The organism is Streptomyces sp. NPDC025638 (assembly GCF_055558775.1).
This window is the reverse complement of the sequence record NZ_JBVHLX010000003.1, coordinates 436131-459705: the sequence shown is the minus strand read 5'-3', so window position 1 is coordinate 459705 and position 23575 is coordinate 436131. Positions and strand designations below refer to the sequence as shown.

The following is a 23575-nucleotide window of genomic DNA, read 5'->3' as shown; positions in this document are numbered from 1 at the left end:
GAAAGAGTGAACTTCCCGTCGCTGTCCTTGACTTCGCTCATACGAAGAGGGGTCGCCGTCTCCCTGCGGACGGCGGCCCCTCGGCTGTGCGGCTCCGGTCGGCGGCCCTGCGGAGCCTATGTGGCGGTCACATATGTGCGCTGGTCACATGTGGACGACCGGTGCGGCAGTGGCGTCCTGCCGTGGCACTCCGCGGCGGTAGAGCAGGAACGCGATCAGCGTGCCCGCGGCGAAGAAGCCGGCCGACCACCAGAAGGCGGTGGTGTAGCTCTCGATGGTCGCCTGCGCCTGGACCAGCTTGCTGGTCGCGTCACGGCCGGCCAGGTAGTCCGTCGCGGCACTCGCGGCGAGCGTGTTCAGCAGGGCCGTACCGATCGAACCGCCCACCTGCTGCATCGCGTTGACGGTTGCCGAGGCGACACCCGCGTCCTCCGCGGCAACCCCGCCGGTGGCCAGCTGCATGGCGGTCGGCATGACCAGCCCCAGGCCCACACCGATGACGACCAGCGGCGGCAGCACCGCGCTCATGTAGGAGGAGCCGACGCCGATGCCGGTCAGCCAGGCCATGCCGGGCGTGGCCACGGCGAAGCCCAGCGGGATGACCGCCTTCGGGCCGATCCGGGGCAGCAGCACGGTGGTGCCGAGCTGTGCGGCCACCATCAGCGCGCCGACCATCGGCAGGAACGCCACGCCGGTCTTTGTCGGGCTGAAGCCGAGGTTGAGCTGCAGGTAGTAGGTGAGGAAGAGGAACACGCCGAACATGCCCGCGCCGGTGATCAGCACCGCGAGGAACGAGGCGGCACGGTCGCGGTCGAGCAGGATCCGCAGCGGCAGCAGCGGGTGCTCGGCCAGGGTCTGCCACCAGGCGAAGGCCGCCAGGAGCAGACCGCCCGCGATCAGGAAGCCCCAGGTCAGCGGCGAGCCCCAGTCATGGGTCTCGGCGTTGGAGAAGCCGTAGACCAGGGCGAACAGACCGGTGGCGACGAGGATCGTGCCCGGCACGTCCAGCTTCGCGCCGGCGGCGTCACGGTGGTTGCTCAGCAGGATCCAGCCGCCCGCGAAGGCGACGAAGGCGATGGCCACGTTCACATAGAGCGTCCAGCGCCAGTCGAACGCGTCCGTCAGGACGCCGCCGAGCAGCAGGCCGACCGCACCACCGGCGCCGGCGATGGCGCCGTACACGCTGAACGCCCGCGCCCGTTCCCGGGCGTCGGTGAAGGTCGTGTTGAGCAGCGACAGCGCGGCGGGCGCGAGGAGCGCGCCGAAGGCACCCTGCAGGGCACGCGCGGTGACCAGCATGCCGAAGCCGGTCGCGGCACCGCCGAGCGCGGAGGCCACGGCGAAGCCGACGACGCCGACGAGGAAGGCCAGCTTGCGGCCGAAGAGGTCGGCTATCCGCCCGCCGAGCAGCAGCAGGGAGGCGAAGGCCAGGGCGTAGGCGGTGACGATCCACTGCCGGTTGCCGTCCGAGAAGCCGAGGTCGGCCTGGGCGGAGGGCAGGGCGATGTTCACGATCGTGGCGTCGAGCACCACCATCAGCTGCGCGACGGAGATGATCGCGAGGATCCACCATCGCTTCGGGGAGGCGGCGGGCGGCGCGTCCATGGCTTCGGCATGCGCGTGGGTGCTGTCGGTCAGGGTCTTCTCGGGCATCGGGAAACTCCAGGGAAGTCGTCCGGGCGTGCCAAAACCTAAACGAAACGGTTTCGTACACGAAGAGGCTAGAGCACGTTGAGCGAAACGGCAACGTTTCGTTCGGGGGCGGGTCTTGCGTGCCCGGTCGGGCCTTGTATGCCTTGACTGGCATATAACTTGCGAGGCATATTGACCTCATGTCCGACTCCGCGCTCTGGACCGCCCTCGCCGACCCCCACCGGCGGGCCATCGTCGCGCTCCTCCTGGAGCGGCCCCGGCCCGTCGGGGAGATCGTGGAGGCATGCGGTCTGAGCCAGCCGAGCACCTCCAAGCACCTGAAGGTGCTGCGTGAGGCCGGTCTGGTGCGCGTACGACAGGACGCCCAGCGCCGCGTCTACGCCCTCGACCCGGCACCGATCGCGGCACTCGACGCGTGGCTGGCCCCCTACCGCAGGCTCTGGAACAGCAGCCTGGACGCCCTGGGCCGGCGGCTCGACGAGACGTCGGACGACAGCAGCCAACCCCCCGCCCCGAAGGACTGATCCGCCATGTCCGCCGAACCCACCGGCACCTTTGTGACCCTGGACGACGGCCGCCCGGCCGTCCGCTTCACCCGCGTGTACGACCACCCGCTCGACCGTGTCTGGCACTTCGTCACCGACCCCGGCGAACTCGCCCAGTGGTTCCCCTTCCGCGCCGACATGGAGCTGCGCCCCGGCGGCACCATCCGGTTCAGCGGCGACCCGAACATGCCCGAGTTGACCGGCCGCGTGCTCGCCGTGAACCCGCCGCGGCACCTGTCCTTCGAGTGGGGCGGCGACGAACTCCGCTTCGACCTGGAGGAGGCCGAGGGCGGGCGCACCCGCTTCACCCTCACCAATGTGCTCGGCGCCGAGAACACCGCCGCCCGCAACGGCGCGGGCTGGGAGGTCTGCCTGGCCGCCCTGGACGCGAAGGCGCGCGGCGAGCTGTCCGAGGGACCGCACGCCGGGGCGAGTGTGCCCTGGAAGCAGTTCTACGCGGGCTACATCGAGGCCGGGGTGCCCTCCGGCGCACCGGTGCCCGGCCTCGGCTGACGCGTCAGGCCAGCTGCCGTCGCACCAGTTCGTGGAGCCGGCCGCCGGTGTCCGCGAGGAGTTCGGCGGGCGTGCCCTGCTGAGCGACCTTGCCGTCCTCCATCACGACGACCCGGTCGGCGTCCAGCACTGTCGACAGCCGGTGGGCGATGACGATCCGGGTGGCGTTGAGCTTGCGTGTGCTCTCGATGACGGTGCGCTGGGTGTCGTTGTCCAGGGCGCTGGTCGCCTCGTCGAAGAAGAGGATGCGCGGGCGGCGGATGAGGGCCTGGGCGATCATCAGACGCTGGCGCTGGCCGCCCGAGACGGCCCCGCTGCCCGAGACGATCGTATGCAGTCCCATCGGCATCCGCTTGATGTCCTCCGCCAGCCCGGCCATCTCGGCCGCCGCCATCGCCTCCTCAGGCGTGCAAGGCTCGGTGCCGCAGATGACGTCCAGGATCGAGCCGGTGAACGGCTGCGCGTGCTGGAGCACCACCCCGCACTGGCGGCGCACGGCCGACTGGTCCAGCGCCGCCAGGTCCTGCCCGTCGTACAGGACGCTGCCCGAGACCGGCCGGTCGAAGCCGATGAGCAGCCTCAGCAGGGTGGACTTGCCGCAGCCGCTGGGCCCGACGATCGCCACGAACTCGCCCGGCCGCACCTCGAAGGTCACGTCGTCCAGGACGAGCGGACCGTCGTCCGCGTACCGGAACGACAGCCGACGGGCCTCGATCGCCCCGGACAGCGGGCCCGGCCGGGTGCTCGCCGTACGCACCTCGGGCGTCGCCTCCAGCACCGGCCGGATCTCCTCGAACAGCGGCAGCGCGGCCACGGTCGAGACGAACGCGCCGGTGAGCTGGGTGACCGAGGTCAGCAGCATCGTCACCGAGGTGTTGAAGGTGAGGAAGGCCGCCGCCGACATCGCCCCTTTCGCCGGGCCCGCCAGCAGCATGAACATCAGCAGGGTGCAGACCGGCAGGTACACCGCGCCCAGCACCGTCGTGAGGTTCTTGATGCGGCCCACCTTCTGCTGGAGCTCGCGGCTGCGCGCGAACTCGCCCGCCCAGGCGGCGTACGCGTAGTTCTCGGCCGCGGCCACCCGCAGCTTCGGCAGCCCGCGCAGCGTCTGGAAGGCCTGGTTGTTCAGCTTGTTGCCGAGCACCACGAGCTGTCGCTGCCGGCGCACCTGCCACAGCCCGAGCCCCAGGAACACGGCGGCGATGACCGTCAGCATGCCGATCGCGGCGAGCGCCATGGGCACGCTGTACCAGAACAGCAGGGCCAGGTTCATCGCGCCGACGGTCACCGACTGGGCGACCACCGGGCCGACTCCCGCCAGCAGCCGCCGTATCGCGCTGATCCCCATGGCCGCGCTGGCCAGCTCGCCCGTGGACCGCTGGGTGAAGAACTTCGTCGGCAGGCGCAACAGCCGGTCCCAGACCGCTGGTTGGAGCGTCGCCTCGATACGGCCCTCCAGGCGCAGGATGGTCAGGTTCTCCAGGAGCATGAACGCGGCCGCCACCACGCCGCTGACCATCACGGCCAGACAGACCTGCACGATCAGCCCCTGCTGAGCCCTCGGCACATACTCGCCGAGCACCTTGCCGGTGGCGATCGGCACCAGCGCGCCGATCGCCACCGTCACCAGACCGGCGAGCAGCAGATGCAGCACGTCACCGCGGGTGCCCCGCATGCTGAACCGCAGCAGCCCGAGCGGACCGAGCCTCCGCTCGGGCAGCGGGCGGTAGAACATCACCGCGCGCGGTTCGAACTCCTCCGCGTTGGCCTTCTCGACGGGAGTCTCGCGGCCGGTCGCCGGATGGACGGCCACATAGCCGCCCCGCCGCCACAGCAGCGCGACCGGCGCACCCGACAGGGCCCGGTGCCCGACCAGCGGGCCGACGTCGTCCCGCCACCAGCGGCCGTCCAGGCGTACGGCCCTGGTGCGCACCCGGGACGCGAGCGCCACCCGCTCGACCGGGTCCAGCCGGTCGCTCTCGGTGCCGCTCGGCGCGGGTTCGGCGAGCGTGATCCCGGCGGCCTGGGCGACCAGCTTGCAGGCGGCGTACGTCGCGTCGGCGTCGGCGGCCGTGGTGCGCCTCGCCGGCGCCTTGCCGATCGACGCGAGCAGCGTGCGGTCGGCCTGGGCGCGGACCGCCTCACCGGCCTTGATCCCGGCCGCCGTGCGCGTCTCGTGGGTGTGCTCCAGCTGCTCGATCCACCGGTCCAGGGTGGTGAGCAGCCGGTACTGCTGGTCGACCATGCTCTGCCACACGGCCGGGTCCATCAGCAGGTCGGCGGCGGCCTCCGCGCCGTACAGCGATCCGTACTGGACGCTGCCCGGCGGCACCTGCATCCAGAACACGTCGTCGTCCGTCATGTCGGCCGCGCGCTCGGTCGCCATCGGTGCCTGGAAGAGGATGGACAGGCTGCGGCCGACGCCCAGCGCGAGGGCGTACTCCAGCGGACTCGACGTCGGGGGCACGTACTGGGGGTTGCCGTACTCGTCGTACGACCAGGTCTGGGTGTGCGCGGGCTGGTACAGCTCGCGCAGCCCGATGCGGTGCACCACGCAGTCGCGCAACGGGCGTGCGACCAGGGTGTGCTGCGGACCGGCGACCGGGCCGAGCAGCAGCGAGCCCGCCTCCAGACGGCCCAGGTGGTGCCAGTGGCCCTGCTGGCCGGCGTCCACCGCGAACAGGTCCAGCGCGCCCGCCGCGACCAGCCACAGCACCTGCGGCCCCGCCAGGTCGAGGCGGTTGAGGCCGCTGCAGTCGAGGGGCGTGCCCAGCGAGCCGAGCGCGCCCAGGACGAGGTCGCCTTCGTGCACGGAGGTCATCTCACCGCTCCCTGACCAGCGCGGCATACGCTCCGCCGCGCGCCACCAGCTCGTTGTGCCGGCCGCGTTCCACGATCGTGCCGTGCTGGAGCACGACGATCTCGTCGCTGTCGCGCACGGTGCTCAGCCGGTGGGCGATCACCACACAGGCGCAGCCGCGCCGCCGCAGATTGTCCATGACGACCAGTTCGGTCTCCGCGTCCAGCGCGCTGGTCACCTCGTCCAGCACCAGGATGCTGGGCCGGCGGACCAACGCCCGGGCGATCTCCAGACGTTGCCGCTGACCGCCGGAGAAGTTCCGGCCGTCCTGCTCGACCTTGCTGTGGATGCCGCCGGGCCGCCGCACGACGACGTCGTACAGGGCCGCGTCCCGCAGCGCCTCCGCCACCGCGTCGTCCGGGATCGACGGGTCCCAGAGCGCCACGTTGTCGCGGACCGAGCCCTCGAAGAGGAAGACGTCCTGGTCGACGAAGGACACGGAGGACGCGAGCGCGCCCCGCGGAATGTCCTCCAGGCGCTGCCCGTCGATACGGATCACCCCCTCCCAGGGCGCGTACAGGCCCGAGATCAACCGGGAGACGGTCGACTTGCCGCTGCCCGAGCCACCGACCAGCGCCACCTGCTGCCCGGGTCCGACGGTCAGGTCGAAGCCGGTGAGCAGGGGCTTGTCGAGGGGGCTGTAGCCGAAGGTGATGTTCTCCAGCTCGACGTGGCCGTGCAGCCGGCGTGTGGAGTCGCCGCCGCCGGGGCGGGCGTAGAGCGGGTCCGCCTGGAAGTTCTCCACGTCCTTCAGCCGGGCCACGTCGGCCGCGAAGTCCTGGATGCGGCCCGCGACGCCGTTCAGCCGGGTGAGCGGCGCGGTGAAGCGGGTGACCAGCGCCTGGAAGGCGACCAGCAGACCGACCGAGATATGGCCCTCCACCGCCCGCATACCGCCGATCCAGAGGATCAGCGCGCTGTTCAGGGTGGCCAGCGTGGGCGCGACCACGCCGAGCCAGGCGCTGGGCACCCCGAGCCGCTGCTGCTCCTCCAGGGTGGTGGCGTGCTGCCCCGCCCACTTGCGGAAATAGCCGTCCTCGCCGCCGGTCGCCTTCATCGTCTCGATCAACTGGAGCCCGGTGTAGGCCGTGTTGGTGAGCCGTGCGGTGTCCGCGCGCAGCTTCGCCGTACGGGTCGCGCGCAGCCGTACGACGAGGCGCATCGCCACGACGTTGAGCAGCGCCACGCCGATGCCGACGAGGGTGAGCTGAGGGTCGTAGGTGTAGAGCAGCACCGCGTAGAGCACGACCACGATCGCGTCCACACCCGCCGCCGCGAGGTCACGGGCCAGGGTCTCGGCCACCTGGTCGTTGGACTGGAGCCGCTGCACCAGGTCGGCGGGGCTGCGCTGGGCGAAGAACGTCACCGGCAGCCGCAGCAGATGACGCAGGAAACGGGCGCTGGAGAGGGTGGAGGAGATGATGCGGCCGTGCAGCAGGTTGGCCTGCTGGAGCCAGGTCAGCACCAGCGTGAGCAGCACACAGGTGCCCATCGACGCGAACAGCACGCCCAGCAGCGAGGTCTGGCCGCCGATGAGGAACATGTCGATATAGGTGCGGCTGAGCGCGGGCACCGCCGCGCCGACCGCAACGAGCAGCAGACTCGCCAGCACCGCGGCGGGCATGGTGCCCGCGGTACCGCGCAGCCGGGCCGGCATCGCGCCGAGGACGCCCGGCTTGCGCCCGCCCTTTTCGAAGCCTTCTCCCGGCTCCATGACCAGGACGACCCCGGTGAAACTCCCGTCGAACTCCTCGATGGGCACGAAACGGCGGCCCTTGGCGGGGTCGTTGATGTGGACGCCGCGCCGTCCGAAGCGGCGCCCCATGCCGTCGTAGACGACGTAGTGGTTGAACTCCCAGAAGAGGACGGCCGGTGCCGTCACCTCCGCGAGGGCGGCCAGGTCCATCTGCATGCCCTTGGCGGTCAGGCCGTAACTGCGCGCCGCCTTCAGCAGATTGCTGGCGCGCGAGCCGTCACGGGAGACACCGCAGGCGATGCGCAGCTCCTCCAGCGGGACATGGCGGCCGTGGTGCCCGAGCACCATGGCGAGGGAGGCGGCACCGCACTCCACCGCCTCCATCTGGAGCACGGTGGGCGTACGGACGGCCTTTCCACGGCCCTTGGGGACCGGGCGCCTGGCCGGGGCGGCGCGCCGGCGGCCACGGGTTTCCTGGGCGGTGGTCACGGGAGCAGCCAATCGACGGGTCGCTGGTCGGCCAGCCGGATCGAGGCCGTGGCCAGGGTCATGGAGTCGAGCCGGTACGGCGGTCCGCCCGCGGACGACCACCGGTAGCCGCTCTTCGTCGAGGACGACCGGTCCAGCCTCACCAGGACGGCCACCGGGCGGCCCTTCCCGGTGAACTGCTCGCCCAGCTGGCTGTCCCCGAGGAACGCGGCGATCGACTGGGCGGACTGGGCGGTCCTGTCCACCGACTTCACATGGCCGCGCAGTACGCCGTACCGCTGCGCGGACACCGAGGACACGGTGAGGTCGACCGCGGCGTCGGCGGGCACGGAGGCCGCGTTCTCGGCGGGCACGTACACCGTGGCGTACAACGGGTCCGAGGAACGGGCGACCTTCTCCACCGCGGCCACGTTCGCGCCGGTCCTGATGATCTGCCCGATGGTGGCGGCGAGTGCGGTGACGCGGCCCGCGGCGACCGTGCGGACGACCGAGTCGCCCTGGCTCGTACGGACCTTCAGGACGGGCGAGCCGGCGGGCAGCCGCTCACCCTGCCTGGCGAGGACGGCGGTGACCTGGCCGGCGACGGGGCTCTGCAGGATGTAACTGCCCTGCCCGTGCGTGAGGATGGCCTGCGCGCTCACCGTGGAGGCGACCGAGCCGGTCACCGCCCAGACGGAGGCGGCCGCCATCACCACGACGGCGACGGAGAGCGCCAGCCAGCCCTGCGGGCGGGCGAGGCGCACCGGAAGGTCGAGCTCCTCCGGCGACTGGAGTTTGGCGAGGGCCTGTTGGCGGAACTGCACGGAACTTCCCTCACCTGTGGGAGAGGCTGCGCCACGACATGGTTCTGGGCATCCGAGAGTCCCGGAGCCGGGATACGGCTCCGGGACTCAACGGCAGCGAGGTGCGATCAGAGACCGGCGACCAGGCCGGCGACCGGGGCGGTGTTCAGACCGGTGACACCCTCGACGGTGCCGACGGCCGTGTCCACCAGGCCGGAAACCGGGGCAAGGCCGTTCACGGCACCGGTGACGGTGTTGAGGGCGTTCACGGAAAGGCCGCCGGAGACGTTGTCCAGCTCGGCGTCCGAGATCTCGACGGTCTCGACCTGGGGGGTGGAGTTCATGATGGAACTTCCCTTCATACGAATATTTCACAAGGGGGAGAGCGGCCCCCTCCGAGAACAGATGGACGGCCGCGGCCGCGGGCGCCGGGCACCCGTTTCCGGAAGCCCTTCGCGGCTCCCGCGACGCGATGGATCAAAGCACGCACGCGGCGCGCGCAGCCAATCAACCAGGCGTCTCACCTGGGAACTTGACCTTCACCGGAGCCCATCGGTGAGGGCGCGCGCACGGCTTGTCGGCGACTCCTTCACATGGCGCACGGCATCGGCGCAGACGAACGCTTGCCCCCGGGGCGGAGAATCCGGCACTCCGCGCCAAAGGCGCGAGGAGGGGCGCGCGGTTGTGCAGAACCGCCGGACTCGGTGACTTGGTTGAGTATTCAATGTGCAGATTCCCTGAAGCAGGGATTCCGGCCCGAGTGCGGAACGGACCGTGTCCGGCCGGTCGCCGAACGTGTCGGTCCAGCAGCAGCGTGTAGACCGTGTCAGTCCAACAACGCGTGGACCATGTCAGTCCAGTAGGGCGTAGACCGTGCTCGCCCGCGCGGCGATCTGCCCGGAGCCCTCGTCGGTCATCGTGATGTCCGCGAACGCCATCCGTCGGCCCAGCTTGCTCAGCACCGCTTCGATCAGGACATCCGAACCGGCCACCGCACGCTGGAACGACGTCGACTGCTGCACCGTCGTCATCGGGACGAAGCCACCGCGCGCGGCCGACACGGCGATCACCGTCGCGGTGTCGGCGGCGGCCATCAGAGCCTGTCCCGACAGTCCTCCGCCCTCCCGGGAAAGCCGGTCCGACCAGGACAGACGCAGCACCGCACGCCTCTCGTCCAATGCCTCCACCGACAGCCCGAGTTCAAGGACCCAGGGGGCGAAGTTGGCGGAGAGGATCTTGTCGGCTTCGGTGGTGGTCATCGTCATATGGGGGATTGTTCCCGACCGTGCCCCGCGACACGCGCAGCGTGGCCGATTCGCCCTCGCGCAAAGCAAGTTGGCAAACGGAATTGAACACACCGCTCGACCCGTCCGTACCTACAGCCATCCAGGCGCCCCCCGATCAACTGCCGGACACCGGCAGAGGCCCCGTCCCTTGGAGGTCGAGAAGTTTGAGTCACAAGCGAATGCCGAAGCGCAAGGCCGCGATAGCGGTGGGCGGTGTCGCGGCGCTCGGAGCGGCGGCCCTTCTGCTGCCGAACGCGAACGCGTCCCAGGACGGCGCCTCGGCGGATGCCGCCGGCGCCCCAAGGACCATGAAGGCCACGGACGCCTCGGACCTGTCCGCGCAGCTCCAGAAGGCGCTCGGCGACGCCTTCGCCGGTTCCTACTACGACTCCGGCAAGCAGCAGCTCGTCGTCAACCTGGTCGGCGGCGACAACAATCTCATCGTCCAGGCGAAGAAGGCGGGCGCTGTCGTCCGCCAGGTGGAGAACAGCACCTCCGAACTCAAGGCCGCCGCGCAGACCCTGAAGACCAAGGCGACCATCCCGGGCACCTCCTGGGCCGTCGACCCCAGGACCAACAAGGTCCTGGTCACCGCCGACAGCACCGTCACGGGCGCAAAGTGGAACAGACTGGAGTCGACGGTTCAGGGCCTCGGCTCGGGCATGGCGACCATCAAGAAGTCCGCCGGCACCTTCAAGACCTTCGTGTCGGGCGGCGACGCCATCTTCTCCCAGGTGCAGGGCGGCAACGTCCGCTGCTCCCTCGGCTTCAACGTCAAGGCCTCCGACGGCAGCCCCGCCTTCCTGACGGCCGGTCACTGCGGTGTCGCGGCCAAGGACTGGTCCGACTCCCAGAACGGGCAGCCGATCGCGACCGTGGACCAGGCCACCTTCCCCGGCCAGGGTGACTTCTCGCTCGTCAAGTACAACGACGCCACCACCCAGGCGCCGAGCGAGGTCAACGTCGGCAACGGGCAGACCGTCCAGATCACCCAGGCCGTGGATGCCACCGTCGGTGCGACGGTGTTCCGGATGGGCTCCACCACCGGTCTGCACAACGGCCAGGTGACCGGCCTCGACGCCACCGTCAACTTCCAGAGCGAGACCGACCCCAACGGCGTCGACACGGTCACCGGACTCATCCAGACCAACGTCTGCGCCGAGGCCGGCGACAGCGGTGGCTCCCTGTTCACCCAGGACGGCGGCGCGGTCGGCCTGACCTCCGGCGGCAGCGGCGACTGCACCAGCGGCGGCGAGACCTTCTTCCAGCCGGTGACCGCCGCCCTGCAGGCGACCGGCGCGACGCTCGGCGACGCCGGTGCAGGTGCCGGTGCGGGTGCGGGTGACCAGTCCGGTGCGGGTGCCGGTGCGGGTGCCGGGGACCAGTCCGGTGCCGGCGCGGGCGGCGACGCGGTGGGCGGCGGCGACCAGTCCGGCGCCACGGCCGACCCGTCCGCCACGGCCGACCCGTCCGCGACAGCGACCGACCCGGCGGGTACGGGCGACCAGTCCGGCACCGGCGCTGCGAACGGTACGGGTGATCAGTCGGGCACCGGCGCGGGCGACGGCTCGTCTCTCACGCAGAGCCACTGAACCAGGGCTGGTCGACACCGGACCGGCTGAACACGCAGTCCGGTTGAACCCAGACCCGCTGATCGGCCCCACCAGCGGTTCCGGCCGACGGTGGACGGTCCGGCCCTCCGGCGGGAGGGCCGGACCGCGTCGTCGTTCGCGGCGGGTCCGCCGCGGCTCAGGCGCGCCCCAGCGCCCGCAACAGCAGCACCGCCACGTCGTCGACCCGGTCCCGTGCCGCCACGCTGTGCGCGACGAGTTCGTCGGCCAGCTGCTCCAGAGGCCGGTCCCCGATCGCGTTCAGCAGTTCACCCATGTCGGCCAGGGCGTCCTCGATGTCCACGCCGGGTGACTCGATGAGGCCGTCGGTGTACAGGACGAGGACCGAGCCCGTGGCGAGGTCGACCTCGGTCGTCGGGTACGTCGCCTCCGCGTCGATGCCCAGCAGCGGACCGCCGGCCAGGTCCAGGACGCGCACCCGCCCGTCCGGCCGTCTCAGCAGCGGTGGCGGATGCCCCGCCCGGGCCATCACGGCGCGCTCGTTCTCCGGATCGAGCTGCAGATACAGACAGCTCGCGAACAGATCGGCGCCGAGGTCGACGAGCAGCCGGTTGGTACTGCCCATCACCTCCTCCGGCGCCTGACCGCCGGTGGTGAACGCGCGTACCCCGGTGCGGATCTGCCCCATCAGTCCGGCCGCGGTCACGTTGTGTCCCTGGACGTCCCCGATGACCGCCGCCGCGAGCGGCCGGGTCGGCACCATGTCGTAGAAGTCGCCGCCGATCTCCATGCCCTGAGTGGCCGGCAGATAGCGCGCGGCCGCCTCGATGCCGGGCGGTGGCATCAAGGAGCGCGGCAGCAGGGCCTCCTGCAGACCGTGCGCCAACTGGTTCTTGGCGTCGTACAGCAGCGCCCGCGCCAGGGCCTGCGCGATCAGCCCGCCCAGGCTCGTCAGAACGGCCCGTTCGTCCGCGGGGAAGACATGCGGCTCCGTATAGGCGAGCACACAGGTGCCCACCGGCCGCCCGGACGCGATCAGCGGCAGATAGGCCCAGGCCGCGAAGCCGCCCGGCATCCCGGTCAGCCCCGGATACAGGCGGTCCAGCTGCTGCCGGGAGTCGAAGAACGCCGGCACCCCCGTGGTGAGGACGTGGGTGCCGGGCATCCGCTCGGACAGCGCAATGCCGTCGAACCGCTCGACATGGTGCGGATTCGCATACCCGCGGTGCCCCAGCACGTGCAGCCGCCCGCCCTGCGACCCGAGCAGCACCACGGCCTGGCTCCCGACGGACGGGACGATCTCGTCCGCGACCAGCTGCACCACGTCCTGCACGCCCACCGCCTCGGTCAGCGCGCCGGCCAGGCTCAGCACCTGGGAGATGGTGACCAGACGGGACGGTCCCGCACCGGTCTGCGGAGCGGCCCGCCCCATCTCCGCCACCGCGCGGGCCCTGCTGATGCGCACGCTCAGCCCGGTCGTGCTCGGGTAGAGCCGGAACGACAGCCAGTCGCCCGGCGGGCGCAGCGCCACGAACGACGTCACGTGCTGGCTGATCAGGGCGCCCCGGTACCGGTCCTCGTACATCGGGTCGTTCAGCCAGGGCACCGAGGCCCACAGATGGGTGCCGAGGAGCTCACCGGCGGGTGTGTCGAGCAGCTCGGCGGCCGCCGCGTTGGCGAACCCGACCCGGCCGTGCAGATCGAGCGACACCAGCCCGTACGGCAGCCGCGCCACCATCCGCGCGGCCTCGACCGTGCCCAGGGTGCCGGCGACCCCCGTCACGGTCGACGCCAGCAGATCGGGCTCGCGCGGGATCGGCCGTTTGTCCTGCGCGGCCCGCTCCAGGCGCACGGCGAGCCGGTCGCAGGCCGCGGTCAGATGCTCGCGCGCCCGGTCGGACAGCTCCGGCGGATGCGAACCCGGCCAGGTCACGAAGACCGCGCCGTACGCCTTGTCCGCGGTGGCCACGGGCAGGGCGGCCAGCGCGAAGGGATAGGGCAGCACCACCGCGATACGGGGATAGCGCCGGGCCATGTCGTCCTCGCCGCCCACCCAGACCAGCCGCCGGCCGCGGACCGCCTCCGCGACCGGGATCGGCGCGCTCAGCCCCACCCGCTCCCACGGTGCCGCGAACGCCCGGGGCAGCCCCGCCACCACCGCCATCTCCAGTACCGGCTCGTCGTTCGCCAGCAGGTACACCGCACCGGAGTGCGCGTGGACCTCGTCCATCATCGTGGCCAGCGACAGGGAGAGCAGTGGTCGGCCGACCCGCGACCCGGTGGCCCCCGGCGCCTGCGCGGGCCTCTGCCCGTCGGACACGCCGACCACCTCCTCGTACGGCCGCGCGTCGCACCCCCAGGGGTCAAGGCTCTCTCCTGGCGGCGTGCGGCGCACGGCGAGCGGGCGCGCCGGACCCCCGTGAGCTCCACGGAACGGTCGCAGGGGCTGCGCAGGCGGCTCATAAGCGCTGTAATGGCGGACGTGGTCAGTGAGGGCGCTGCGGTACGCAGAACGAGGAGGGAGCGTGCCGAAGTTGCCCTGGAAACGGTCATGACCGACCCTGGCGCACCCGATCGACTGCATCGTGTCATCGAACAGGCACTGGTTTTCGCCGGAGCGTCCTTTGTTGGCGTGTACACGCCGAGCGAGGACGGTGCAGTGCTCCGCCTCGCGGAGTCGGCGGGGCTGCCGCGCACGCTGTACGGGCTGCGCGACGGCTATCCCGCCTCGGCACAGTCCCCGCTCGCCGAGGCCCATCGCACCGGGCAGCCGATGTGGCTCGGCCCCGAGGAACTGGCGGCCTGCCCCGAGGCGCGCCGCACACCGTCCCAGGAGTTCTTCGTGGCGGCCCTGCCGGTGCGCGCGGGCGACGGCTGTCTCCTCGCCGTGAGCGAGCGCGTCGGCGGCTTCGACTCCGAGGACCGCCGGTGCCTCGAATTGATCGCCGACTCGGTCGCCCTGCCCGCCCCGCCCGGGGCCACCGCCACCGGTGAGCTGCCCGCCGACTCCTTCAGCCTGGCCATGGACACCGGCCGTGTGGAGGTCGGCGACGAGATCCTGGAGCTGTTCGAAATCGGCCGGGGCGAGTTCGACGGCAAGGTCGAGACCCTGCTCGGGCTGACCGTGCCCGAGGACCTGCCCGCGCTGATGTCCGTCGTCGAGGCCGACCACATGTCCATCGGCGAACGCGAGCTGGAGTTCCGCATCCTGCAGCGCTCCGGTCCGCCCAGGTGGCTCCGGCTGCGCGGACGGATGGTACCTGGCGGCGAGGGCCGGCCGGCGCTCCTGGTCGGCACCGTGACGGACACCTCCAAGCTGCGCTCCGACGTCACCGACGTGGCCCGCGTCCAGCGCCTGGCCGCGGCGCTCGCCACCGCCGGCACCGTCAAGGACGTCGGTCAGGCCGTGGTCAACGCCCTGCGCAAGCCGCTCCAGGCCGACCGGATCGCGCTCGCCGAGCTGGAGAACGACCGTCTCGTGGTCACCGTCCTCGACCCGCCCGAACCCGAGGTCTGGCCCGAGGTGTGGCGCTCCGAGTGGCGCACGGAGTGGCCCGACGCCCCCGTCCGCGCCATGCCCACCCTCGCCGCCGCCCTGCGCGAGGGCCGCGCCCAGATCTGGCCCGCCGGCACCTCCCTGGAACCCGCCCTCGCCGAGGTCGGCCCCGGTGGCCTCGCGGTGCTGCCGCTGCCCGCCGGCGGCCGCATGGCCGGTGCCTGCCTGATCGGCTGGGACAGCCCGCACGAGTTCGGCCCCGACGAACGCGCCCTGCTCACCGCCTCCGCCGGTCTGGCCGGCCAGGCCCTGATGCGGGCGCACGCCTTCGACGCCGAGCACGAGCTCGTCGGCATGCTCCAGCGCGCCCTCCTGCCGCGCCGTCTGCCCAAGCTGGCCGGCGCGGTCGCCGTGGCCCGCTATCTGCCCACCACCGCCGGGCTGGAGGTGGGCGGCGACTGGTACGACGTGATCCCGCTGCCCGAAAACCACGTCGCCCTCGTCATCGGCGACGTCCAGGGCCACAGCGCGGCCGCCGCCACCCTCATGGGCCAGATGCGCACCGCCCTGCGCGCCTACGCCGCCGAGGGCCACACCCCGGACGTGGTGGTCTCGCACGCCAACCGGCTCCTCATGGACATGGAGTCGGACCTCTTCGCCACCTGCTGCTACGTCGACGTGGACATGGAGGAGGGCACGGCCTGGTGCGTGCGCGCCGGACACCTGCCCCCGGTGCTGCGTCACCCGGACGGCGCAACGGAGATCGCCGAGACCGAGGGCGGCCCGCCGCTCGGCGTGGTCGACCGGGCCGACTTCCCCATGGCCCCGCTGCATCTCATGCCCGGCACCGTGCTCGCGCTGACCACCGACGGTCTGGTGGAGTCCATCGAGGCCGACATCGACGTCGGCATGGAGCGGTTCGCCCACGACCTGGCCGCGTCCGACCCCGCCCACCTCGGCCTGGTCGCCGACGCCCTGCTCGGCAACGCCCACCGCAGCGACGACGTCGCCCTGCTCCTGATGCGCTACGACGGCCTGGCCGTGCGCCCGCTCCGGGAGAGTTGGACGGTGTGGCGGGTGCCGGAGGCCGCCCGGCACGCCCGCCGCTTCACCAAGCGCACCATGCGCGCCTGGGGCGTACCCGCGGACGACCTGGACACCGTGCTGCTCGTGGTCTCCGAGCTCGTCACCAACGCCCTCGTGCACACGGACGGCCAGGTACGCCTCGACCTCACCCTGGTCAACCACCGGCTCCGGGTCGCCGTCGCCGACGCCTCTCCGCGCACGCCGATGAAACCCACCAACATCGGCTGGGAGGCCACCGGCGGCCGCGGCATCCTGCTCGTGGAGGCCGTGTCGGTCGCCTGGGGGACGCTTCCGGTGAGCGGCGGCAAGCAGGTGTGGGCCGACATCGTGCTGGAGGGCTGACCGCCACACGGGTGTGGGTGCGAAAGCCGCACGGCAGGTCGCGAGGGCTCCCGGCGCCCGCCGTGCCTAGGGTCCTTGCCGTGGCACACACCTTCGAAGAGCTCGTGGCGAAGCAGCGCGCGTCGGACATGGCCCACGCGCAGGTCCTGGAACTGCGGGACACCTACGGCCCGCCTGCCGAGGCGCAACTGACCGGTGCCCAGAAGGAGACGTACGAGACCGCCCTGCGGGCCTGGCGCGACCTGGCCCGGGAGGTGCAGACCGCGGTGAGTGAGTACGCGAAGGAAGAGGGCCGGGCGCGGGGCGACGTCGAGGCGGAGGTGGAGCGAGCGGCGGAGACCCCGGAGAGCACGTGACCCGCCCCGACCCGGAGCCCGCCACCGGCGCCGGCGCCGCTCACCGTCCCGCACACCCCGCCGAGCGGCTGGTCGAGGCGGCGGACGCGCGGTTGCCGGTGCTGGAGGGCGGGGCGCTGCTGCGCAAGGCGTTCCCCGACCACTGGTCGTTCCTGCTGGGCGAGTTGGCGCTGTACAGCCTGCTCGCCCTGGTGCTGACCGGAGTGTGGCTGACCTTCTTCTTCAAGCCGGAGATGCGGGAGGTCGTCTACGCGGGCCCGTACGTCCCGCTGCAGGGAGTGCGCATGTCGGCCGCCTTCGACTCCACGCTGCACATCAGCTTCGACGTGCGCGGCGGTCTGCTGATGCGGCAGGCGCACCACTGGGCGGCGCTCGTCTTCGTCGCCGCGATCGGCGTGCACATGCTGCGGATCTTCTTCACCGGCGCCTTCCGCAGGCCCCGCGAGGTGAACTGGGTCATCGGGCTCACACTGTTCGTGCTGGCCCTCGCCGAGGGGTTCGCCGGCTACTCGCTCCCCGACGACCTGCTCTCCGGCACGGGCCTCAGGATCGCCCAGGGCATCATGCTGTCCATCCCGGTGGTCGGAACGTACGTGGCCTTCTTCGCCTTCGGCGGCCCGTACCCCGCCCACGAGATCATCACCCGTCTGTACTCGATGCACATCCTGCTGCTGCCCGGCGCGTTGATCGCCCTGGTCACCGTGCACCTGATCCTGGTGTTCCATCTCAAGCACACGCAGTGGCGCGGACCGGGCCGCTCGAACCGCAACGTCATCGGCAGGCCGCTCTTCCCCCGATTCACGGCCTCGTCCGGCGGGCTGTCCCTCGCCGTCTTCGGCGTGCTCGTCCTGATGTCCGCCGTCGCCCAGATCAACCCGGTCTGGGTGTACGGCCCCTACCGCCCCGACCAGGACTCGACCGGATCCCAGCCCGACTGGTACGTCGGCTTCCTGGAGGGCGCGCTGCGCCTCGTACCGCCGTGGGAGACGAACCTCGCCGGTCACACCCTCATGTGGAACGTGCTGCTGCCGGCCGTCGTCCTGCCCGGGCTGCTGTTCGGCGCCCTGTACGCCTACCCCTTCGTGGAGCAGCGTCTGACGGGGGAGTGGGACCGCGAACGGCATCTGTGCGACCGGCCCCGCGAGCGTCCCGTGCGCACCGGCCTGGGCGTCGCCGGCACCGTCTTCTACGCCGTGCTGCTCCTCGCCGGCGCCAACGACGTCGTCGCCCAGTCCTTCCGGATCTCCGTCAACACCCTGACCTGGGCACTGCGTGTCTCCCTCGTGGTGGCCCCGGTCGTCGCCTTCCTGGTCGCCCGGTGGCTGTGTCTGGCCCTGACGGAGGCGGAGCGGGAGCGGCTGGCGAACGGCGTGCCGACGGGGGACGTACGGCAGACCCTCGCGGGTGGCTATGACAGCGACCACCGTCCGGTCGGCGAGTTCCGCCCCGGTGCGCCCAGGCGGCCGATCACCGGTTCACGTACTGGAAGACCATCCCGAGGACACCGCGCGCCAGCACGCCGAAACCGATGAGGAACAGCCACAGCCCGAACACCACCCCGGTCGCCGCGAGCGCGAAGCCGAACGCGGTGACCAGCGGCCAGATGCTCTCGGCGGGGAAGAACTCCAGGGGCCCCGCGCCGTCGGCCACTTCGGCGTCGGTGCGGTCCTGGGGGCGCCGTCCCTTGCGCAGGTACTGCATCGCGCAGAAGAACGCGATGACCGCGGCCATCCCACCGGCGACGATCAGCGCCGCCGTGCCTGCCGATTCGTGCGACCACACGCCGTAGAGGGCGGCTACGCCCGCGAAGAACAGGGTGACACCGCCGAACAGCAACGCCTCGACCTTCATCGGGTTTCCTCCTCGACCGCCCGCCGGGCGAACTCGGGGTGGTGCAGGTCGAAGGCGGGCGATTCCGACCGCACCCGGGGCAGGGCAACGAAGTTGTGCCGGGGCGGCGGGCAGGACGTCGCCCATTCCAGGGCGCGCCCATAGCCCCAGGGGTCGTTCTCGGTGACCCTCGGCGCCCGGTGCGCGGTGCGCCAGACGTTGTACAGGAAGGGCAGTGTGGAGGCGCCGAGCAGGAACGCGCCCGCGGAGGACAGGGTGTTGAGCAGGGCGAAGCCGTCCTGGGGCAGATAGTCGGCGTACCGGCGGGGCATGCCGGCCTCGCCGAGCCAGTGCTGGACGAGGAACGTGAGCTGGAACCCCGGGAAGAGCAGCCAGAAGTGCAGCTTGCCGAGCCGTTCGTCGAGCATCTTCCCGGTGAACTTGGGCCACCAGAAGTAGAAGCCGGCGAACATCGCGAACACCACCGTGCCGAACAGCACATAGTGCAGGTGCGCCACGATGAAGTACGAGTCGGTCAGATGGAAGTCGAGCGGCGGCGAGGCGATCAGCACCCCACTGAGCCCGCCCAGCAGGAACGACACCAGAAAGCCGAGCGACCACAGCATCGGCGTCTCGAACGAGATCGACCCGTGCCACATGGTCCCGATCCAGGCGAAGAACTTGATCCCGGTGGGCACCGCGATCAGGAACGACATGATCGAGAAGAACGGCAGCAGCACCGCGCCGGTGGCGAACATGTGGTGCGCCCACACCACCGCGGACAGCATGGTGATCGTGATCGTCGCGCCGATCATCGGCAGATAACCGAACAGCGGCTTGCGCGAGAACACCGGGATGATCTCGGAGATGATGCCGAAGAACGGCAGCGCCACGATGTAGACCTCCGGGTGCCCGAAGAACCAGAACAGGTGCTGCCACAGCAGGGCGCCGCCGCTCGCCGGCTCGAAGACGAGCGAGCCGAACTTCCGGTCCGACTCCAGGACCAGCAGCGTCGCGGTGAGCACCGGGAACGCGGGCAGCACCAGGATCGATGTGAACAGCACGTTCCACGTGAACATCGGCATCCGGAACATGGTCATGCCCGGCGCCCGCAGACACAGGATCGTACTGATGAAGTTGACGGCACCCAGTGTCGTCGACACACCGGTGACCACGAGCCCCATCACCCACAGGTCGCCGCCCGCGCCGGGGGAGTGGACGGCGCTGTTGAGCGGCGCGTAGGCGAACCAGCCGAACGCCGCCGCGCCGCCGGGCACCACGAAGCCCGAGACCACCATGAGCCCGCCGAACAGGTACATCCAGTACGACAGCGCGTTCAGGCGGGGGAAGGCCACATCGGGGGAACCGATCTGCAACGGCATCACGGCGTTCGCGAACCCGGCGAACATCGGGGTGGCGAACAGCAGCATCATGATCGTGCCGTGCACGGTGAAGAACTGGTCGTAGCCCTGCTTGCTCAGGAACTGCAGCCCGGGGCGGGCGAGTTCGGCACGCATGCCCAGGGCGAGCAGCCCGGCCAGCAGGAAGAAGCAGAACGCCGTGACCATGTAGAGGCGCCCGATCACCTTGTGGTCGGTCGTCGAGGCCCAGCGCAGCAGGGCCCGGCCGGGCGGCGGCGCGGTGGCGGCGTACCGCTCGGCGATCTCGTACTTCTCCGAAATTTCCGGTAGTTCCGTCATCGCCGGGGAGGCTACTCCGGCGCCACCACGACCTGCCCGCGCCACGCCCTGGTCACCGGGCCGCGTACCCGTAAGCCGCTCGCGGGACGGGGGACGTATTGCCGTAAACGACCCAGCAAAGCAAACATAGGTCCGATCCTGACGATCGCCGATAGGGTGTGGCAGATGAAGGCTCTGGTCCTGTCCGGCGGTGCCGGCACCCGGCTGCGTCCGATCACGCACACGTCGGCGAAACAGCTCGTGCCGGTGGCCAACAAGCCCGTCCTCTTCTATGGCCTGGAGTCCATAGCCGCGGCCGGGATCACCGAGGTCGGGATGATCGTCGGCGACACCGCCGCCGAGATAGAGGAGGCGGTCGGCGACGGTTCGAAGTTCGGCCTGGAGGTCACCTACATACCCCAGGAGAAGCCCCTGGGCCTCGCCCACGCGGTGCTGATCGCACGGGACTTCCTCGGCGACGACGACTTCGTGATGTACCTCGGGGACAACTTCATCGTCGGCGGCATCAGCCCCCTCGTCGACGAGTTCCGCGCCAGCCGCCCCGACGCCCAGATCCTGCTCACCCACGTCCCCGACCCGCGCTCCTTCGGCGTTGCCGAACTCGATGCGTCGGGGCAGGTGATCGGCCTGGAGGAGAAGCCGGAGCATCCCAAGAGCGACCTCGCGCTGGTCGGCGTCTACCTCCTCACCCCCCTGATCCATGACGCGGTCCGCGCCATCAGGCCGTCCTGGCGGGGCGAGCTGGAGATCACCCACGCCATCCAGCACCTCATCGACATCCGTGCCGACGTGCGCTCCACGGTCATCCAGGGCTACTGGAAGGACACCGGCAACGTCGGCGACATGCTGGAGGTCAACCGGACCGTCCTGGAAGGGATGGAGCGGCGGATCGACGGCGAGGTGGACGAGCGGTCCGAGACCGTGGGCCGGGTGGTCGTCGAGGAAGGGGCGCGGGTCGCGAACTCGCGCATCGTCGGCCCCGTCGTCATCGGCTCGGGGACCGTGGTCAGCGACTCGTACGTCGGCCCCTACACCTCCATCGCCGAGAACTGCCGGATCACGGACAGCGAGCTGGAGTTCTCCATCGTGCTGCGGGACTCCTCCATCGACGGAGTGGGCAGGATCGAGTCCTCGCTGATCGGCCGGCATGTGGAGGTGACCCCGGCAGCCGGCCTGCCCAGTGCCCACCGCCTCGTCCTCGGAGACCACAGCAAGGTGCAGATCCGTTCATGAATCTCCTCGTCACCGGCGCCGCCGGGTTCATCGGCTCCACGTACGTCCGTACGCTCCTCGCCGAGGACGCCCCGGACGCGCCGCGCATCACCGTGCTGGACAAGCTCACCTACGCCGGCACGCTCACCAACCTCCCCGCCGGCCATCCCCGCCTGGAGTTCGTCGAGGGCGACATCTGTGATGCCGACCTGGTCGACAAACTCATGGCCCAGGCCGACCAGGTCGTGCACTTCGCCGCCGAGTCCCATGTGGACCGGTCGATCGACGGGGCGGGCGAGTTCGTCCTCACCAATGTGCTGGGCACCCAGACGCTCCTGGACGCGGCGCTGCGCCACGGCGTCGGCCCGTTCGTGCACATCTCCACCGACGAGGTCTACGGCTCCATCGAGTCCGGCTCCTGGCCCGAGACCCACCCCCTTGCCCCCAACTCCCCCTACTCCGCCTCCAAGGCGTCCTCCGACCTGCTCGCCCTCGCCTACCACCGCACCCACGGCCTGGACGTCCGCGTCACCCGCTGCTCCAACAACTACGGCCCGCACCAGTTCCCCGAGAAGGTCATCCCGCTGTTCGTGACCAACCTGCTCGACGGAGCGAAGGTCCCGCTGTACGGCGACGGGCGCAATGTGCGCGACTGGCTGCACGTCGAGGACCACTGCCAGGGTGTGGAGCTGGTCCGCACGAAGGGCCGCCCCGGCGAGGTCTACAACATCGGCGGCGGCACCGAACTGAGCAACAAGGAGCTCACCGGCCTGCTCCTGCGGGCGTGCGGGGCGGACTGGGACCGGGTCGAGTACGTCACCGACCGCAAGGGCCACGATCTGCGCTACTCCGTCGACTGGAGCAAGGCCCGCGACGAGCTGGGCTACGGCCCGCGCCACGACTTCACCACCGGGCTGGCCGAGACGGTCGCCTGGTACCGGGAGAACCGGGCCTGGTGGGAGCCGCTGAAGCAGCGGGAGTCCCGATGAGGTGGCTGGTCACCGGCGCGGCCGGCATGCTCGGCCGCGACACGGTCGAGGAACTGCGCCGGCGCGGCGCGAACGTGACCGGCCTGGACCGCACCGCGCTCGACATCACCGAACCCGACGCCGTACGGCGGGCGTTCGACGAGCGCCGCCCGGACGTCGTCGTCAACTGCGCCGCGTACACGGCCGTCGACGACGCCGAGACCGACGAGGCGCGTGCGCTGCGGATCAACGGCGGCGGCCCCCGGCTGCTCGCCGCTGCCTGCGCGGAGCGGGGCGCCCGCCTGGTCCACGTCTCCACCGACTACGTCTTCGACGGCGAGGCCCGAGGCACCCCGTACCCGGAGGACCACCCGCCCGCCCCGCGCACCGCCTACGGCCGCACCAAACTGGCCGGCGAGCGGGCGGTCCTGGAGGAACTCCCGGGCGCGGCCGCCGTCGTGCGCACGGCCTGGCTGTACGGCGCCCATGGCCGCAGTTTCGTGCGTACGATGCTCGAACTGGAGGCCCGCCGGGACACCCTGGACGTCGTCGACGACCAGCGCGGCCAGCCCACCTGGACCGCGGACGTCGCCACCCGGATCGCGGACCTCGGTACCGCACTCTCCCGGGACGAGGGCGCACACGGTATCTTCCACGCCACCAGTTCCGGCGAGGCCAGCTGGTACGAACTGGCCCGGGAGGTGTTCCTGCTCATCGGCGCAGACCCGACCCGGGTACGCCCCACCACCAGCGCCGCCTTCACCCGCCCCGCACCCCGCCCCGCCTACAGCGCCCTCGGGCACGCCCGCTGGCGGGAGATCGGCCTGGAACCACCCCGGAACTGGCGCTCCGCCCTGCACGAAGCACTGCCCCACATCCGCAAGGAGATGTCTCAGTGAAACGAGCGGATCCGTTCCGGCATGACGGGACATCAGACGGACAACGGCGCTTCGTGGATCGGGCGGTGCGAGGAACTGCGTGATCCACGGGGGCTGTGTTCACCTGCCCGGTTCGGTCGGGAGCCGGCGGATCCGCGCGTAGGTGCAGTCCTTCACGACGTCGCCTGCGTACTCGCACACCTTGATGCAAATGTGGATCGATTCGCTCAGGTCCGCCCCAGCCGCCACCCGTCGTGGTGTACACACCAGCGTCGGCGGCCTGGGACGTACCGGCACCGGCGAACACTCCGG

Annotated in this window: 18 protein-coding genes; 9 read left to right on the top strand and 9 right to left on the bottom strand. The window is 71.1% G+C overall.

Features of this window, described 5'->3' with window-relative positions; translation table 11 throughout:
- Positions 1 to 144 precede the first annotated feature (144 nt).
- A complete protein-coding gene (locus tag ACZ4EG_RS10085) occupies positions 145 to 1653 on the bottom strand; it encodes an MFS transporter (RefSeq protein WP_467790270.1) in 1509 nt (502 codons plus the stop codon).
- Between the two features lie 179 nt (positions 1654 to 1832).
- Between ACZ4EG_RS10085 and ACZ4EG_RS10080 the strand changes: the two genes are divergently transcribed.
- Positions 1833 to 2177 (top strand): ArsR/SmtB family transcription factor, encoded by a 345-nt coding sequence (locus ACZ4EG_RS10080; protein WP_467790269.1) that lies wholly within the window; start codon positions 1833 to 1835, stop codon positions 2175 to 2177.
- A gap of 6 nt (positions 2178 to 2183) precedes the next feature.
- Positions 2184 to 2711, top strand: a complete 528-nt coding sequence (locus ACZ4EG_RS10075) for an SRPBCC family protein (protein ID WP_467790268.1) — start codon at positions 2184 to 2186, stop codon at positions 2709 to 2711.
- 4 nt (positions 2712 to 2715) lie between these two features.
- Here ACZ4EG_RS10075 and ACZ4EG_RS10070 read toward each other — a convergent pair whose 3' ends face one another.
- The 5 genes from ACZ4EG_RS10070 to ACZ4EG_RS10050 form a co-directional block, all read right to left on the bottom strand.
- A complete protein-coding gene (locus tag ACZ4EG_RS10070) occupies positions 2716 to 5532 on the bottom strand; it encodes an NHLP bacteriocin export ABC transporter permease/ATPase subunit (protein WP_467790267.1) in 2817 nt (938 codons plus the stop codon).
- Between the two features lies 1 nt (position 5533).
- Positions 5534 to 7756, bottom strand: coding sequence for an NHLP family bacteriocin export ABC transporter peptidase/permease/ATPase subunit (locus ACZ4EG_RS10065; protein WP_467790266.1), 2223 nt, complete (start codon positions 7754 to 7756; stop codon positions 5534 to 5536).
- Positions 7753 to 8559, bottom strand: coding sequence for an HlyD family efflux transporter periplasmic adaptor subunit (locus ACZ4EG_RS10060; RefSeq protein WP_390705871.1), 807 nt, complete (start codon positions 8557 to 8559; stop codon positions 7753 to 7755). Before ACZ4EG_RS10060 ends, ACZ4EG_RS10065 begins: the two co-directional genes overlap by 4 nt.
- A gap of 107 nt (positions 8560 to 8666) precedes the next feature.
- Complete coding sequence (locus ACZ4EG_RS10055) at positions 8667 to 8882, bottom strand: type A2 lantipeptide (protein ID WP_453546057.1); 216 nt, start codon at positions 8880 to 8882, stop codon at positions 8667 to 8669.
- A gap of 507 nt (positions 8883 to 9389) precedes the next feature.
- The gene (locus tag ACZ4EG_RS10050) at positions 9390 to 9803 is read right to left on the bottom strand and encodes a PaaI family thioesterase (protein ID WP_453546059.1); all 414 of its coding nucleotides are present in this window, start codon (positions 9801 to 9803) and stop codon (positions 9390 to 9392) included.
- A gap of 200 nt (positions 9804 to 10003) precedes the next feature.
- Here ACZ4EG_RS10050 and ACZ4EG_RS10045 point away from each other — a divergent pair, with 200 nt between their 5' ends.
- Positions 10004 to 11416: a S1 family peptidase gene (locus ACZ4EG_RS10045; protein ID WP_467790265.1), complete on the top strand. Its 1413-nt coding sequence runs from the start codon at positions 10004 to 10006 to the stop codon at positions 11414 to 11416.
- Between the two features lie 157 nt (positions 11417 to 11573).
- On the opposite strand, the gene ACZ4EG_RS10040 is transcribed toward ACZ4EG_RS10045, so the two are convergent.
- Positions 11574 to 13724, bottom strand: a complete 2151-nt coding sequence (locus ACZ4EG_RS10040; RefSeq protein WP_467790264.1) for a PP2C family protein-serine/threonine phosphatase — start codon at positions 13722 to 13724, stop codon at positions 11574 to 11576.
- Positions 13725 to 13868: 144 nt separating this feature from the next.
- On the opposite strand from ACZ4EG_RS10040, the gene ACZ4EG_RS10035 reads away from it, so the two are divergent.
- From ACZ4EG_RS10035 to qcrB, 3 genes are all read left to right on the top strand, one after another.
- A complete protein-coding gene (locus ACZ4EG_RS10035) occupies positions 13869 to 16319 on the top strand; it encodes a SpoIIE family protein phosphatase (RefSeq protein ID WP_467790263.1) in 2451 nt (816 codons plus the stop codon).
- Positions 16320 to 16399: 80 nt separating this feature from the next.
- Complete coding sequence (locus ACZ4EG_RS10030) at positions 16400 to 16675, top strand: hypothetical protein (protein WP_453546066.1); 276 nt, start codon at positions 16400 to 16402, stop codon at positions 16673 to 16675.
- A complete protein-coding gene (qcrB, locus tag ACZ4EG_RS10025; protein ID WP_467790262.1) occupies positions 16672 to 18207 on the top strand; it encodes a cytochrome bc1 complex cytochrome b subunit in 1536 nt (511 codons plus the stop codon). Before ACZ4EG_RS10030 ends, qcrB begins: the two co-directional genes overlap by 4 nt.
- Here the strand turns inward: qcrB and ctaF are convergent.
- On the bottom strand, positions 18143 to 18526 hold the full coding sequence (ctaF, locus tag ACZ4EG_RS10020) for an aa3-type cytochrome oxidase subunit IV (protein WP_453546068.1): 384 nt from the start codon (positions 18524 to 18526) through the stop codon (positions 18143 to 18145). The two genes, qcrB and ctaF, sit on opposite strands and share 65 nt — an antisense overlap.
- On the bottom strand, positions 18523 to 20205 hold the full coding sequence (gene ctaD, locus ACZ4EG_RS10015; RefSeq protein ID WP_467790261.1) for an aa3-type cytochrome oxidase subunit I: 1683 nt from the start codon (positions 20203 to 20205) through the stop codon (positions 18523 to 18525). Before ctaD ends, ctaF begins: the two co-directional genes overlap by 4 nt.
- 165 nt (positions 20206 to 20370) lie before the next feature.
- On the opposite strand from ctaD, the gene ACZ4EG_RS10010 reads away from it, so the two are divergent.
- Genes ACZ4EG_RS10010 through rfbD form a run of 3 tightly spaced genes read left to right on the top strand, consistent with a single transcriptional unit; the run spans position 20371 to position 23284 of the window.
- Positions 20371 to 21438, top strand: a complete 1068-nt coding sequence (locus ACZ4EG_RS10010) for a glucose-1-phosphate thymidylyltransferase (protein ID WP_467790260.1) — start codon at positions 20371 to 20373, stop codon at positions 21436 to 21438.
- Positions 21435 to 22406 carry a dTDP-glucose 4,6-dehydratase gene (gene rfbB, locus ACZ4EG_RS10005; protein ID WP_467790259.1) on the top strand — a complete coding sequence of 324 codons (972 nt, stop codon included), beginning with the start codon at positions 21435 to 21437 and terminating at the stop codon, positions 22404 to 22406. Before ACZ4EG_RS10010 ends, rfbB begins: the two co-directional genes overlap by 4 nt.
- Entirely contained in the window at positions 22403 to 23284 is an 882-nt protein-coding gene (gene rfbD / locus ACZ4EG_RS10000) for a dTDP-4-dehydrorhamnose reductase (protein ID WP_467790258.1), read from the top strand. Before rfbB ends, rfbD begins: the two co-directional genes overlap by 4 nt.
- Positions 23285 to 23575 lie beyond the last annotated feature (291 nt).

Excerpts from the sequence above, each read along its gene's own strand:
- ctaD (WP_467790261.1), bottom strand. The coding sequence starts at position 20,205 with ATGACGGAACTACCGGAAATTTCGGAGAAGTACGAGATCGCCGAGCGG.
- ACZ4EG_RS10050 (WP_453546059.1), bottom strand. The coding sequence starts at position 9,803 with ATGACGATGACCACCACCGAAGCCGACAAGATCCTCTCCGCCAACTTC.
- ACZ4EG_RS10070 (WP_467790267.1), bottom strand. The coding sequence starts at position 5,532 with ATGACCTCCGTGCACGAAGGCGACCTCGTCCTGGGCGCGCTCGGCTCG.
- ACZ4EG_RS10055 (WP_453546057.1), bottom strand. The coding sequence starts at position 8,882 with ATGAACTCCACCCCCCAGGTCGAGACCGTCGAGATCTCGGACGCCGAG.
- ACZ4EG_RS10045 (WP_467790265.1), top strand. The coding sequence starts at position 10,004 with ATGCCGAAGCGCAAGGCCGCGATAGCGGTGGGCGGTGTCGCGGCGCTC.
- rfbB (WP_467790259.1), top strand. The coding sequence starts at position 21,435 with ATGAATCTCCTCGTCACCGGCGCCGCCGGGTTCATCGGCTCCACGTAC.
- ACZ4EG_RS10035 (WP_467790263.1), top strand. The coding sequence starts at position 13,869 with ATGGCGGACGTGGTCAGTGAGGGCGCTGCGGTACGCAGAACGAGGAGG.
- ACZ4EG_RS10085 (WP_467790270.1), bottom strand. The coding sequence starts at position 1,653 with ATGCCCGAGAAGACCCTGACCGACAGCACCCACGCGCATGCCGAAGCC.
- rfbD (WP_467790258.1), top strand. The coding sequence starts at position 22,403 with ATGAGGTGGCTGGTCACCGGCGCGGCCGGCATGCTCGGCCGCGACACG.
- ctaF (WP_453546068.1), bottom strand. The coding sequence starts at position 18,526 with ATGAAGGTCGAGGCGTTGCTGTTCGGCGGTGTCACCCTGTTCTTCGCG.
- ACZ4EG_RS10010 (WP_467790260.1), top strand. The coding sequence starts at position 20,371 with ATGAAGGCTCTGGTCCTGTCCGGCGGTGCCGGCACCCGGCTGCGTCCG.
- ACZ4EG_RS10080 (WP_467790269.1), top strand. The coding sequence starts at position 1,833 with ATGTCCGACTCCGCGCTCTGGACCGCCCTCGCCGACCCCCACCGGCGG.
- ACZ4EG_RS10075 (WP_467790268.1), top strand. The coding sequence starts at position 2,184 with ATGTCCGCCGAACCCACCGGCACCTTTGTGACCCTGGACGACGGCCGC.